Here is a 13,274-nt window from a genome sequence, read left to right as displayed (position 1 = left end):
ATGTCTCCCTTATCTTTTCGTTATCTCTTCGTTTCTATAGCTATGCTTTAACAATCGGATAACGAATACATAACGGAGAGATACAAGAGAAAGTATTATGTATTAGAGTATTTGTTGAGATGCGTCTATTCTTGATCTGTAATTTTGTGATGAGAGGTTGGGGTGACTGAAATAGAGAGATGATTAGGAGCAAACTTTTTTAGGATAAGATATTAGAAACATATTCATATCTTATCTAGATTATATCTATTTGGGAGAGAAGATTTCTGATATTTTTCGTATGTTTATATATTATAAATTGATGCCTTATGACAAAAGAAAATGCGATCAAATTGTTTGAAGATAAAAAGATTCGAACCGTTTAGGATAATGAATCTGAAAAATGGTATATATCAATCATTGATGTTATTCAAGTTTTAACAGGGAATGAACGCCCTCGGAAATATTGGGGTGACCTTAAGCGTAAGCTAAAAAAGGAGGGGAGTCAGTTGTCCGATTTTTTCGGACAACTGAAAATGCAATCTTCTGATGGAAAATTTTACAAGACAGATGTGGCCGATGTCGAGCAACTTTTTCGTTTAATACAATCCATACCTTCTCCCAAAGCCGAGCCCTTTAAATTGTGGTTGGCAGAAATTGCACGGAAACGGCTGGAAGAGGTGGATGATCCGGAAAAAGGGATTGAACGGTTGATGGAATATTATCATCGTAAAGGTTATTCTGTCACTTGGATAAATCAACGTTTGAAAAGCATTGAGGTCGCAAAGGACTCGAACTCGTGGCACATTGATTAAGAGTCAATGGATCCACTTTTTGTCTGTGTTATCTTTTTTACTCCAATTCTCGTTTATATTGCTCAATTTTCTCTTTTAACGGTTGCAATTCGGTTTGTATGGTTGCCCATACCATTTCGTCGCTAATTTGATAATAACCGTGTACTAGGACATGACGCATTCCAATAATAATTTTCCATTCAATTTCGGGATGCTTTTCTTTAAATTCATTCGTGAGTAGATAGGCGGCTTCGCCAATAATTTCCAAGTTTTTGATTATAGCAAATCGGAGAATTTTATTGTTTTTATATTCTTCAAAACTGATATCTTTCGTGAACTCGAACAGATTGTCGATAGCCTCGATTATATGAGATAAACGATTAATATCTTTAGGCTTTTCTCTCATAGATTAATATTTTATCTTGTTCTGCCGAATCTTTCGCAAAATCTTTTAGTTGTCCCTCTTCCACGAGATCAATTTTCTTGCGGAGAAGGGATTGTAGAGCGTTCACGATGCTAATGTATTTAAAAAGAGTAACATTCGCACTCTTGTCAAAACGGACAAGTATATCAATATCACTTTCTTTTGATTCTTCCCCACGAGAGTAAGAGCCAAAAATCCATACCTTTTCCACGGGTTGTAGTGTGAAAAATTCTCTTAGTTTATTGATAATAGTCTGTTTCATACTATTGTTCTCTTTCTGCAAATATAGGCATTGTTGAGGACAAAACAAAAAGAAAACCACCTATGAAAATAGGTGGTTTCTTCGGTGACCTCGGTGGGACTCGAACCCACGGCCCATTGATTAAGAGTCAATTGCTCTACCAGCTGAGCTACGAAGTCTTCCTTGTTGCAAGGGCTTTTAACCGTTTTGCGGGTGCAAATATGCAACAATATTTTTTAATCTGCAAGAAAATTATTCTTTAATGTTGTGATAAACGTTAGTTACGTCATCATCTTCTTCTAATTTTTCCAGCAATTTGTCCACGGTTTCTCTTTGTTCGTCGGTTAATTCTTTTGTATCAAGAGGGATACGCTCGAATTCTCCGCTGACCATTTCATAGTGGTTATCTTCCAAATATTTTTGAATAGCTCCGAATGCTTCGAAAGAACCGTAGATGATCACGTGATTTTCTTCGTCCTCGAAGATTTCGTCGGCACCGTAGTCAATCATTTCCAATTCGAATTCTTCTAGGTCGAAGTTCTCCGGGCGGGTAATTTTGAACACGCATTTCCGGTCGAACAAGAAATCGAGGCTACCGGTTGTTCCTAAAGAACCGCCGTATTTATTGAAACAATGGCGTACGTTGGCAACGGTACGGGTGTTATTGTCGGTTGCGGTTTCTACCACGATGGCGATTCCGAAAGGACCGTATCCCTCGTAAACGATCTCCTTGTAATCAGAAGTATCTTTTGAAACGGCGCGTTTGATAGCTCTTTCGACGTTCTCCTTCGGCATATTTTCAGCCTTGGCGTTTTGGATAAGTATACGTAAACGCGTGTTATTCGCTGGGTCCGGACCACCGGCTTTTACGGCAATATCAATTTCTTTTCCTATTCTGGTAAACGTACGGGCCATATTGCCCCATCTCTTTAGCTTCCGTGCTTTACGGTATTCGAACGCTCTTCCCATATAATTGAATCTTATTTATATTACAATTTGAAACGCGAATTTAGTTTTTCTACTTAAAACAAAAAAGGAATTCAGCGATTTTGTGTTGAGAATGAGTTTCATTCCACGAGTTCTACACTGAAATCATCAATATATATTACTTCTTCGGGTGTGATCTCTTTACCATAGGTACGGATTTCTACCCGTAAAAGTTTGGCTCCTTCCGGGGCGGTGAATGATTTGCCGTTGAACACGTTGATCCAGCCGTTCGTTTGTTTTAGGTAACTTTGGGCTTGTATGGGTTTGTTGTGTTCTGCCGGGAGTGCAGTGCTTTTGGTTTTACGCCAGTAACAGTAATATTTCCACGGAAAAGAGGGAGAAGGGGCATTTACGTGCATTTTTATCTCGTAGCGTTTGCCGGTTTCAATTTCTACATCTTGGTACAGGTAAGTTTTACCTTGTAGGTAGGCCGCTTGTCCGGAACGGGCTTGGGTTCCCGTGATCTTGAGGGCGACACTGTCTTTCCCGTCTTTATAAAAATGCCAATGGTCGGGTTCTTTTTCCGGGTTACTCCATTCCTCGAAATCCCCGTTCCGTAATAAGCTTTCCCCGTTTCCTTGTATCCCGCCTTCGGTTAATTCCGGGAAATTACATTCCACGTGAATGGTTTGATTCGTGTCGATAGCTACCGAGAAGGGGATAATTTTTCGCTTTGGTGTGTTGTCTTCATCGTAGGTAACAGAAAGTGTGGTTTCCCCCTTTTTGGCGGGGAAGGTCCGAATCATTACTTTTCCTTGATGATCCACGGGTTTCGTGATCGTGCCGAAGGTGTTCGTGGTTGATCCGGAAAAACTGACCGAGGACGGGATGAAAGACAATTCTAGGTTTAGGTTGGATATTTCCTTTGGAATTGCGTGGAGAGAGACCTGTAATGTTCCTGTTCTCCGGAAGAGCCGGATCGGGGGAAGGGCATTTTTATTTTCTGTGATACTGACACATTGTAGAGCTGTGGAGATGTCACTGGCCTCTTGGTAAGTGTTTTCTTCATGTGGTAGGCAAAGGAACAAGTTTTCAAGTGTTTCTCCGGTTTCCGGAATAACCATGTTTCCCTTGGGAGCGTTGGCCACGAGGGCTAATCTGTATCTGCCCAGAGGGAGAGTAGCGTGAAGTGTGTTTTCATGAATGTCCGATGATGTAAACGTTTCATGACGGGCGATACGATTATCTCGGTCAATGGCAAACAGGTGCAAATGGTGTATGGAAAATTCCATGGAAGTGTTACATTCAAGCGGGATTCGTATCTCCTGCCCTTCCATGACTTTGCTTTTCTGACATGAAAAAAGTACAAACTGCGTTACCAGTAAAAATATTATTTTTCTCATTGTGTTTTTGAATTTGTAACTGGTAAACCTGCAACTTGTAACTTTTAGCAAGGTAAAGTCTTGTTAAAAAATGGAAATCCCGATGTTCGTGGTAAACCGTTCGAGTGTTTCGATTCCCATATACGAGTTCCCGTGTTCATTCAGTTCGGGACTCCACACGGCGATACTGAGTTTGCTCGGGATGATGGCTACCACGCCTCCTCCGACACCGCTTTTGCCCGGCATTCCTACACGGAAAGCGAACTCCCCGGATTCGTCGTAGAAACCGCAGGTCAGCATGAGTGCGCTAAGGCGTTTCGAGCGGCTCACGGTGAGGATATTCTCGTTGTTGTGTGGGTTGGTCCCGTGGTTGGCTAGGAACAGGAATGATTTTGCAAGATCCTCGCACGTCATGGCAATACTGCATTGATTGCAGTACACGTCGATCAGCGAGTCCACGTCGTTATCGATGTTACCGAAACTTTTCATGAAGTGTCCTAGGGCTTGATTCCGGCTAGCGTGTTCAAATTCGGACTGGGCCACCGTTTTATCATAGTAAATGTCGTCGTTTCCGGCCACGCTTCTCACGAATTGCAGGATGGCTTCTTTCGGTCGGTGGTAAAGATTCATCACTTTATCCGTAACCACGAGAGCCCCGGCGTTGATAAACGGATTACGCGGGATTCCCTGTTCGTGTTCCAACTGAACCAGCGAGTTAAACGGGGTTCCGGAAGGTTCCCGGCCCACGTATTTCCACAGGTCTCCCCCCATGTGGCGAACGACCATGGAGAGAGTAAAGACTTTCGAAATACTTTGGATGGAAAATTTGGTTTGGTAGTCTCCCGTGCCGACGATCTGACCGTCGAGAGTGGCTATGGCAATCCCGTATTGACGCGGGTTGATATTTGCCAAGGCAGGGATGTAATCAGCTACTTTACCTTGTCCGAAGAGGGGTTTTACCTCGTTATATATGTTGTCAATAACTTCCTTGTAATCCATTGCAAACGTTTTAAACGGGGGCAAAGATAAGAAAGTAAATGATTCATCGGTACGTGTTTATTTTATTTTTCGTACAATTTTGCCGGAATAGGTTTCCGTGAGATGTTCTTGAAAATATATGTTTTTGGGGACTTCGTAAGGAGATAAACAGGATTTGAGTCGGGATAGTAATTGCTGACATTCAGCCTCGTCCCAAGGGAGCGATTCTATGACAAGCACGGCTTTTTGTCCTAGCCGGCAGTCGTCTTCAGCCGTGATAAAGAAACGTTGGCTTAGAAAAGAGGCGATACGGGCTTCTATGCTTTCCGGAAATAGTTTTACTCCCCCGGAATTGATCACGTTATCATGGCGTCCCAACCATTCGAAATGAGTGGTGTCAACAAGCCGGACAATATCGTTCGTGATGAATCTCTGTTGTTGGAGATGCGGGGTGTTGATGATTAGGCAACCTCTTTCGTCCGTGGAGAAGGACACTTTTCCCAAGGCGAAATAGGCGGAGGATTTTCTTTCGCCATTGATTTCCCGTAGGGCAATATGCGAAACGGTTTCAGTCATGCCGTACGTGCCGTAACACCTTGTTGGTAGCTCTTGAAGGTGTTGTTCTAACGTGGGGGAGACGGCAGCCCCGCCAATGATCACTTGCTTGATGCGAGCGAATCGGGAACGAGTTTCCGGGTTGGCCAAGGTGGTTTCAACCTGCATGGGAACCATGGCGGCGAAGTCAATGTCGTCCTCGATGTTTTGCAGGGGAGAAGAGGTCGGTTTTATCGTGATCAGGTCGGCTCCCGAGAGGATGGTGCGGACGATCATCATTTTCCCTGCGATATAAGTCGGGGAGAGGCAAAGTAACAAGCGGGATTGAGGACCGATGTGGAAATATTCGTTTGTTAAGCTGGCGGATGCGATCATGTCTTTTTTCAATAACCGGATCTCCTTCGGTTTCCCCGTGGAACCGGAAGTATGCCCGATAACTTCTTCTTTTTCGTTGTACCATTCCTGCAAAAAGGCGATGACTTCCGGGTCAATATTGCCCGGAAGCATGTTTAAATCCGTGTACCGTTTACCGTTTAGTCTGATGTTCATGGCCTTTAAAAAGAGAGCGGGGATAAATTCCAGCTTGCCTGTGGGTTGTACCGGATGGTCGAGCCGGTTTGTTCCAAGGGTGAAGGGGTATTATTCGTGTAGAGTTGCCCCGTTCCCAAGCCTTGAGGTATGCCCGTGGGGTGACACTCCAAAATATAAGCTGTCCATTGTGCGATGGCATTCAACCCGATATTGGATTCCAGTGCGGAAGTAATCCACCAGCCGATGTTACGTTCTCGGGAACGGGCAATCCATTCCCATGAGCCTGAGAAACTGCCTAAAAGAGATGGTTTTATTACGACGTATTGGGGGCGAATAGTATCAAGTAGCTTGTCTTTGTTTAATCCTTCGATTCCGATCAATTCTTCATCTAGGGCAATCGGAATAGGGGTATTTCGGCATAGACGAGACATTTCTTCCCATTGTCCTTGACGGATGGGTTGTTCGATAGAGTGAATATCATATTGAGCCAATTGTTCCAGTTTCCGAGGTGCATCTTCCGGGGAGAAAGCTCCGTTGGCATCAACCCGGAGTTCTATTAGCTCTTTGCTGAATTGTGACCGAATCATGCGTAACAGGTCTAACTCTGCATCGAAATCGATAGCTCCTATCTTCAATTTAATGCAATGGAATCCGGCCTCCAACTTTTTGATAATCTGTTGGCGCATGGAATCTTTGGAACCCATCCAGATTAAACCGTTGATTTCGACATCTGTTTGTCCTTCGGTGAAAGGGGTGGGGTAAATGATGCGTTTACCTCCATTATTTAAATCCGCTATGGCGGTATCCAAGCCGAATTGGATAGAACTCCAATCTCGCAAGTAGCGGATGTCACGTAGGCTGCCGAAACCTTCGCAGGTTTCTTTTAATATTTTCTCGAATTCCGGGCGGTCGTCTGCACTTAATCCCCGAAACAAAGCACACTCTCCCAATCCGTATATTTCGGGTTGTTCTGACTCCCAGACTTTGACAAACCAAGTTTCTTTTTCCATGAGCACTCCCCGGGAAGTTCCCGCCGGTTGTTTGAAGTGCAGGTTATATTTTGAATAGGTTGCTTGTAACATGATGGATTGTGAAATTTGTAGGTCATGGGAATTTTGGGAATTTTTTGAAGTCCGGGTCTCGTTTCTCCAAGAAGGCGTTTTTACCCTCTTGTGCCTCTTCCATGAGATAGTACATCAGGGTGGCATCCCCGGCGAATTCCATTAATCCGTGTTGGCCGTCCAATTCGGCATTCAATGCCCGTTTGATCATGCGGATGGCCATCGGGCTGCGTTGCATGATGGTCTTGCACCAGTCCACGGTTTCATCTTCCAGTTGATCGAAGGGAACCACCTTGTTCACCATCCCCATCTCTTCGGCTTCTTTGGCGGTGTACTGGCGGCAAAGGAACCAGATTTCACGAGCTTTCTTCTGGCCCACGTGGCGGGCGAGATACGAGGAACCGAATCCCCCGTCGAAACTACCGACTTTAGGTCCTGTTTGTCCGAAACGGGCATTCTCGGAAGCGATCGTGAGGTCACACACGACATGAAGCACGTGGCCTCCACCTATGGCGTATCCGTTTACCATGGCGATGACGGGTTTCGGAAGAGAACGGATGGCTTTGTGCAGGTCGAGTACGTTGAGGCGGGGAACCCCGTTTTCATCAATGTAGCCTCCTATTCCTTTCACTTTCTGGTCTCCTCCGGAACAAAACGCTTTGTCCCCGGCCCCCGTGAGTACAACAACACCAATGTCACTCCGTTCCCGACAGATATTTATGGCATCCAGCATTTCGAAATTGGTTTGCGGGCGGAAAGCGTTATAAACCTCTTGGCGGTCAATGGTTATTTTAGCTATTCCTTCGAAGAATTCAAATCGAATGTCTTCATATTCTTTGATTGTAGTCCATTCTCTTTTTGACATATCCGGTATGTTATTTTTAGTTTTTACAAAGTGTAACGACAAATGTACATGATAATTTTTATTTTAACGTGGTTCGATATAAAGAATTCGCGTGATGGTACAGGGAAGAAAGTCATGGCTTTGTTCGTGGAAGGTCTATGTCTTCTTCGACGTTGGGCGGGATCATGAACATAGCATGAACATAGCATCTTCATAGCACGAACACTCGCCAGTGTTTTTGATGTGAAACTGATGTCAACGTGTTATATGGTTGGTGGTAAGGAACCCCGGAGGAAAGGTAGGATATTCCGGGCAATCCACCATACTATGATTAATATTAAGTACGTGTTGACGGCTATCGGGTGATGGCACATCCTTTTCAGCCGGGCCAATCTATTTCGGGGATCAAACCATTGCGTGATTACGAGAGCCATTAGATAAGGAAGAGAAAGAATAAGGAACGGGTTATACCCGAAAGCTCCTTTGATATTCAGGTGTAATAATTGATGAATTGCCCTTTGGCTACCACATGCCGGACAATCAAGTCCCGTGAACCAACGGAAGGGACATTTGGGTATAAATGCCGAATACTCGGGATCAATGAAGAACAGGATGATCCCGAGTAGTATAATTGATATGAGGCCTATTTTCTTAAAGTGTCCGAACGAATACATTCATTCGAATATTAATAATAACCTCCTCCCATCAGTACACTTGCTAATCCGCTGATGAACCCGATGATGACGGCGAGTACACCTCCACCTAATGCAAGGAAGAAAAATAATCTTGCCATGTTAGAAGCTTTTATCGCTTCCTCTTGCTGACCGGAATTCCAGAGGTTGTCCACTTTTGTGGCGTAGATGATAGATACAATCCCTAACGGTAAGCAACATAATACGGTCGATAGGATTGCCCAAATTAGCCAATTGTCCGGTTTGGAATTGTTGTTTACCGATGGTTGGGGCGGTGTGGGAGGAAATGGTGGGGGTGTGGAAGGCGTGGAGGTTGTGTTCGTGAACCATTTCGCGAGTTCGGGTACTTCTCCTGCCGGGAGCCATTGGGCCATACCGTTTTTCCACACGAGGGTGTTTCTCGTTACCCCGTTGCTAATTAATTCTTCGGGAGAAACCGGGCCTTTTTGTTCATTCTTTTCGTTCAGGTAAAAATAGTTTTCCATAGTTTAATAATTTACCATTTATATTCGCTTCGTAAATAATTTCCGTTAAAGTCGTAAATATCTTTGATATATCCCCCGTCGGCTTCGATGCGTTCAGAACCGGCGTAGGGTATGATGTCATTGTATTTGCAGGGAATAATGATTTTTCCTTTTTTATTGATTGCTCCCCAAACTCCATTCTGCACTTTACCGTCTTTCGTGAATCCACCGCGGTTGATCAGTGATATACCGTTTAATTCTTTACAGATGATAAATTGACAGGGTAATATCTCTTCTCCCTCTAGAGTATAGAGGCCTTCTTGGTCATCCATTTTCACGTGGAGGAGCGAGGTTTCCCGCCAGCGGGAAATTTTCGTGTACTCGCAAGGAACGATTACTTTTCCTCTTGGGGTATATAGTCCTTTTAGTTTCCCTGATTTAACCATGAAATTGTCGGTTGTGAGCCAAGTGTCAACATCATCGTATATACATGGGATAATTTCAGTTCCATCGAGGGCGAGTATCCCTTTTTGGTTGTTATACGTGGCCCGGTAGTAAGCGGGTGACCAGTAACTATTGGGTGCGATATTATCGTATATGTAGGGAACGATTTCCAAGCCGAATTTATCCATGACTCCGACTCCGGATCTTTTCTCTATGATGCAGCGATCGTACCGGAAACAATAGGCATGATTTAGTACTCCATAATAGAAAATGGAAAATAAGGAAGATAGTAAGAAGGGTAGAACTATCAGTGTTGTATTCAGTAGGTATTTTCTTTTTTTGTAAAACAGGGAAAAGATGATACCCAGTACCCCGATGATGAGGATGACAATACCCGGAACGTATGGGTAAATGTCAAACCACGAGGCGACAAACGCCGAAACAAATCTGCCAGCGAGTAAGAAGAGAATAGTGCCTAAGGTCGCGTATAAAATCAGGACAATCTGTACCACGCTGATTTGTGGTTTAGGAGGTGTGATACATTCATGTAATTCGGGAATATCCTTTGCCTGTACCCAGTTTGGCATACCTTCACGCCACACGGGTGTTTCTCGCGTGATTCCTTGTTGTTTAAGTTCATCTAACGAAAGCGGTCCGACCTGTTTGTGGGTCTTGTCCATGAAATAATAACTTATCCCCATAAATTAAGATAAAAAGAATAAACAAACGCTATCCCAAAAGTAGTAAATAAATGGATAAGTGTGCTGTTGGGGGAAGAAAAAATGAGATGGGGCTTTGGGCGGGGCTGTCCAAAAAGTTATTTTTCAAATTCCCTCCCCCCTTCGGGGTACTCCCCTTACTAATTTTAGATTTAATGATTTTAGATTTTAGATTTTAGATTTCCGCCACACAAAGCCGACGCTTCTAGATTTTCTACTTTCAACTTTTAGTTTTTATCTTTTAATCTTTATCTTTCTCTTGCAGAGGTAGAGTTGAAATACTCTCTGTCTTCGGAATGAATCACCAACCCCTCTTCTGTTTATAGAGAGAGTTAAAAATAGCTCTTCTGAGAAATTCTAGTTTCCCTTAGTTAATCCCTCAACGCTTGAAAATATCTTTTTAATATTTCTCCGTTTATTTTTCCGGGTGTGTGAACAACGAGAATGGCCGGTTGTTGTCCCGGTTGGTAGAATTCGGATAGTGCTGATTCTAACGAGGGTGCATCTGTTGCTCGGTACACCTTGAAACGATGAATTTCGGCAAGCCGTTCTATATCCACGTCGTGAGGGGTTTCAAAGAATTCTTCAACTTCTTCCAGACCGGAAGGACCTGCCAAAAAGCGGAATATGCCTCCTCCCCCGTTTTGGATAACGATGATTCGTAATGACGGGGGACAGTTTTTGATCCATAAAGCATTGGAGTCGTAAAGGAAACTGTTGTCTCCCACGATCAGCGTGGTGATCCCGTCGAATGTTGAGGCGGCACCCATGGCTGTCGAGGTACAACCATCAATACCACTTGTTCCCCGGTTGGCATCGGTACGGTCCACCTGCGTGTACCGGAAGAGTTGGGCGTAACGTATCGGGGTGCTGTTGCCTAGTTGTAAACGGCTCCCGGCAGGAAGTGCGGGAATGAGCATGGAGAAGGCTTTCAGATCACACCACGGGATACGTTTCAGGTAGTTATCGTGTATTTGTGTTGCTTTTTCTTCCCGTTGATGCCATTGGTGGGCATAACTGGACGGCAAACTGTTGGCTTTTATTTCCGCGGGTTGGAGTTGATCAAAGAACGTTCGGGTGTCCATGGGGACGTGGAGGGTCATGGACTTGTACGTGTCAGGCGGTGTCGACCGTTCATCAATATGCCAATGAGAATGTGGGGTATGTTCTCGGATGAAAGCCTTTATCATGCGGGAAACGATCGCTCCCCCGAACGTGATGAGTAGTTCAGGGGCGTAAGTCTCTACCTCTTCCGGTTGTATCGTGGAGATTACCCTGTCTATCGTGGAGATCACGAGGGGAATGGATAGATTTGTTACGCTTTCCGTTAAAACCACCACGTTGGGAAGGCTTGCCAGTAACTTGATATGTTGTTGTAAAACCGGGTCGGGTTCATGGAATCCGGCGATGATCATGACCTTGGGACAAAGGAAAAATTCCTCCCGCAGGTTTTGAGAGATTTCTGCGGTTAAGGAAGGGGTTTCTTTCAGAGTCTTGATCACCCGTTCTGAAGTTATGGATTCATGTTGAAAGCCGTACAGGGGTTCTCTCAAGGGAACATTGATATGCACGGGGCCTTTCCGGCCGTGTTGGGATAGATTGATAGCCTCGTTTACCAGACGATTGGTATGCCAGCGATCCTCGTTGCACGTGATGGCTGTCGGGAGCTGAAAGCTCTTTTTCACAAAGTTACATAATGCCCCTTGCTGTTGTATCGTTTGGCTATCGTCTTGATCTATCCATTCGGAGGGACGGTCTGCCGAGATCACGAGAAGGGGAATACCCTGGTAATAGGCTTCCGCCACGGCAGGGGAGTAATTCAATAAGGCGGTTCCCGACGTGCAGATGAGGGCAACGGTTTGTCCGGTTTGTTGTGCTATTCCCAGAGCGAAGAAGGCGGCCGAACGTTCATCCACGATGACATGATGTTTCAACCTTTTTTCCCGGGCAACAGACACGAGTAAAGGTGCATTCCGGGAACCGGGTGACAGAACGACTTCCTTGATCCCTTTTTGAACGAGTAGACTGATAAGAATTCGAACGTTTTCAATATCAGAATGTGATTTTTCCATAATTCATTTGACGTATGAGGTTTAGTAAAGTATCGGCTTTCTGACAAGTTTCCTGCCACTCGGTTTCCGGGTCGGAAAGAGGGGTAATGCCGCCTCCGACATACAACCGCAGGGCGTCATCGAATACTTCCATGGTACGCAGGTTGACAAACAAGTCAAATGCCCCGGAGGCTTGCAATGGTCCTAGGAATCCTGCATAATATCCCCGATCCCGTTTCTCGATCTCCGTGATGATTTGCATGGCTCTCTTTTTGGGTAGGCCGCAGACGGCCGGAGTCGGGTGAAGTTGTCCTACCAGTTCGTCAATCTGGTCGGCAGGGAGTTGTTCGTCACTTCTGAAAAAGGTACAGAGGTGAAAGACATTCCCGGCTTGTAACGTGATAGGTCCCTCGATTTCGAGATGGCGGGTAAAGAAATGTCTTAGCGTGTCTTGGATGTAGTCGGTCACGATTTGCTGTTCCTCGATGTCCTTGTCTCCCCATTCAGGTGGATTTTTTGCTGTTGCCACGGGTTGAGTTCCTGCCAGTGACATGGTGAAGAATCCGTTTCTGTCGTATTTGAGGAAAGTCTCCGGTGAGGCACCCATCCAAGCGCATTTACCCGGAATGGCGGCAAAGAACAGGAAGGCGTGGTGGTATTGTTTCATCTGTTCGAAGATCGCTGGCGATAGTCGGAGTGAATCGCAGGGTATCGTGATGGTTCTTGATAGAACGGCTTTTTTCATCCCTTCCCGTTTCAGCGTGTCGATCATCGTGCGTAGTTCATCCAAGTACTCGAAATGCTCGCAGTCTTGCTTGGTGAAAATACGTTCCGGGGTATTGAAAACCGTGTTTTGTAAATTTCGAATCGCTTCGCCGTCAGTCAGGTAGTCCGTGAATGAAAGATCGGCCTTGATGAAGAAGGGGAAACTCCAAGAGGAGTGATTGAAGGGGGTAATAACAAACCCTTTTTCTCCCCGATGTTTTTCGAACCCCTTGAATATCCGGGTATCGTTGGAGAGTTGAGCCCCGAAAACAACTTCACGCGAACCGGGTAAACGGTACGTGTAAAACGGGATGTTATTTCGCAGGCAGATGTTCTGCGCTTCTGCAACCGAGAGTCTGTTTTCTGTTTGTTCTATCATGGCATATCCTATTCTTACCGCAAAAATAGGCAAAATTATTCGCT

Annotated in this window: 13 protein-coding genes, 1 tRNA gene and 1 pseudogene; 1 reads left to right on the top strand and 14 read right to left on the bottom strand. The window is 44.9% G+C overall.

Annotated elements, in window-relative coordinates:
• Positions 1 to 383: 383 nt before the first annotated feature.
• Positions 384 to 794, top strand: a pseudogene (locus tag R8806_RS13925) (BRO family protein); the annotation flags it as partial.
• 37 nt (positions 795 to 831) lie between these two features.
• Here the strand turns inward: R8806_RS13925 and R8806_RS13920 are convergent.
• From R8806_RS13920 to R8806_RS13855, 14 genes are all read right to left on the bottom strand, one after another.
• The gene (locus R8806_RS13920) at positions 832 to 1,179 is read right to left on the bottom strand and encodes a HepT-like ribonuclease domain-containing protein (RefSeq protein WP_124317254.1); all 348 of its coding nucleotides are present in this window, start codon (positions 1,177 to 1,179) and stop codon (positions 832 to 834) included.
• Positions 1,163 to 1,459, bottom strand: coding sequence for a nucleotidyltransferase family protein (locus R8806_RS13915; RefSeq protein ID WP_124317255.1), 297 nt, complete (start codon positions 1,457 to 1,459; stop codon positions 1,163 to 1,165). The genes R8806_RS13920 and R8806_RS13915 overlap by 17 nt, the downstream gene beginning before the upstream one ends.
• Positions 1,460 to 1,544: 85 nt before the next feature.
• Positions 1,545 to 1,617 (bottom strand) — tRNA-Lys (locus R8806_RS13910).
• A 73-nt stretch (positions 1,618 to 1,690) separates the two neighbouring features.
• Complete coding sequence (locus R8806_RS13905; protein WP_087419310.1) at positions 1,691 to 2,407, bottom strand: YebC/PmpR family DNA-binding transcriptional regulator; 717 nt, start codon at positions 2,405 to 2,407, stop codon at positions 1,691 to 1,693.
• Between the two features lie 98 nt (positions 2,408 to 2,505).
• Positions 2,506 to 3,768 (bottom strand): FimB/Mfa2 family fimbrial subunit, encoded by a 1,263-nt coding sequence (locus R8806_RS13900; protein ID WP_124317256.1) that lies wholly within the window; start codon positions 3,766 to 3,768, stop codon positions 2,506 to 2,508.
• Positions 3,769 to 3,831: 63 nt separating this feature from the next.
• Entirely contained in the window at positions 3,832 to 4,746 is a 915-nt protein-coding gene (locus R8806_RS13895; RefSeq protein ID WP_124317257.1) for a glutaminase, read from the bottom strand.
• A gap of 57 nt (positions 4,747 to 4,803) precedes the next feature.
• Positions 4,804 to 5,829, bottom strand: a complete 1,026-nt coding sequence (locus R8806_RS13890; protein WP_124317258.1) for an AMP-binding protein — start codon at positions 5,827 to 5,829, stop codon at positions 4,804 to 4,806.
• 5 nt (positions 5,830 to 5,834) lie between these two features.
• Positions 5,835 to 6,893 carry an o-succinylbenzoate synthase gene (locus R8806_RS13885; RefSeq protein ID WP_124317259.1) on the bottom strand — a complete coding sequence of 353 codons (1,059 nt, stop codon included), beginning with the start codon at positions 6,891 to 6,893 and terminating at the stop codon, positions 5,835 to 5,837.
• Between the two features lie 22 nt (positions 6,894 to 6,915).
• Complete coding sequence (gene menB, locus R8806_RS13880) at positions 6,916 to 7,737, bottom strand: 1,4-dihydroxy-2-naphthoyl-CoA synthase (protein WP_087419323.1); 822 nt, start codon at positions 7,735 to 7,737, stop codon at positions 6,916 to 6,918.
• A 242-nt stretch (positions 7,738 to 7,979) separates the two neighbouring features.
• Positions 7,980 to 8,390, bottom strand: a complete 411-nt coding sequence (locus R8806_RS13875; protein WP_124317260.1) for a DUF2752 domain-containing protein — start codon at positions 8,388 to 8,390, stop codon at positions 7,980 to 7,982.
• Between the two features lie 11 nt (positions 8,391 to 8,401).
• The gene (locus R8806_RS13870) at positions 8,402 to 8,893 is read right to left on the bottom strand and encodes a CD225/dispanin family protein (RefSeq protein ID WP_124317261.1); all 492 of its coding nucleotides are present in this window, start codon (positions 8,891 to 8,893) and stop codon (positions 8,402 to 8,404) included.
• An 11-nt stretch (positions 8,894 to 8,904) separates the two neighbouring features.
• Positions 8,905 to 10,017 (bottom strand): WG repeat-containing protein, encoded by a 1,113-nt coding sequence (locus R8806_RS13865; RefSeq protein ID WP_124317262.1) that lies wholly within the window; start codon positions 10,015 to 10,017, stop codon positions 8,905 to 8,907.
• Positions 10,018 to 10,406: 389 nt separating this feature from the next.
• Positions 10,407 to 12,107, bottom strand: a complete 1,701-nt coding sequence (gene menD, locus R8806_RS13860; protein WP_124317091.1) for a 2-succinyl-5-enolpyruvyl-6-hydroxy-3-cyclohexene-1-carboxylic-acid synthase — start codon at positions 12,105 to 12,107, stop codon at positions 10,407 to 10,409.
• The gene (locus R8806_RS13855) at positions 12,088 to 13,230 is read right to left on the bottom strand and encodes a chorismate-binding protein (protein WP_087419329.1); all 1,143 of its coding nucleotides are present in this window, start codon (positions 13,228 to 13,230) and stop codon (positions 12,088 to 12,090) included. Before R8806_RS13855 ends, menD begins: the two co-directional genes overlap by 20 nt.
• Positions 13,231 to 13,274: the final 44 nt, after the last annotated feature.

The organism is Butyricimonas faecihominis (genome assembly GCF_033096445.1).
GTDB classification, from domain to species: Bacteria; Bacteroidota; Bacteroidia; order Bacteroidales; family Marinifilaceae; genus Butyricimonas; species Butyricimonas faecihominis.
This window is presented reverse-complemented; position numbering and strand designations above follow the sequence as displayed.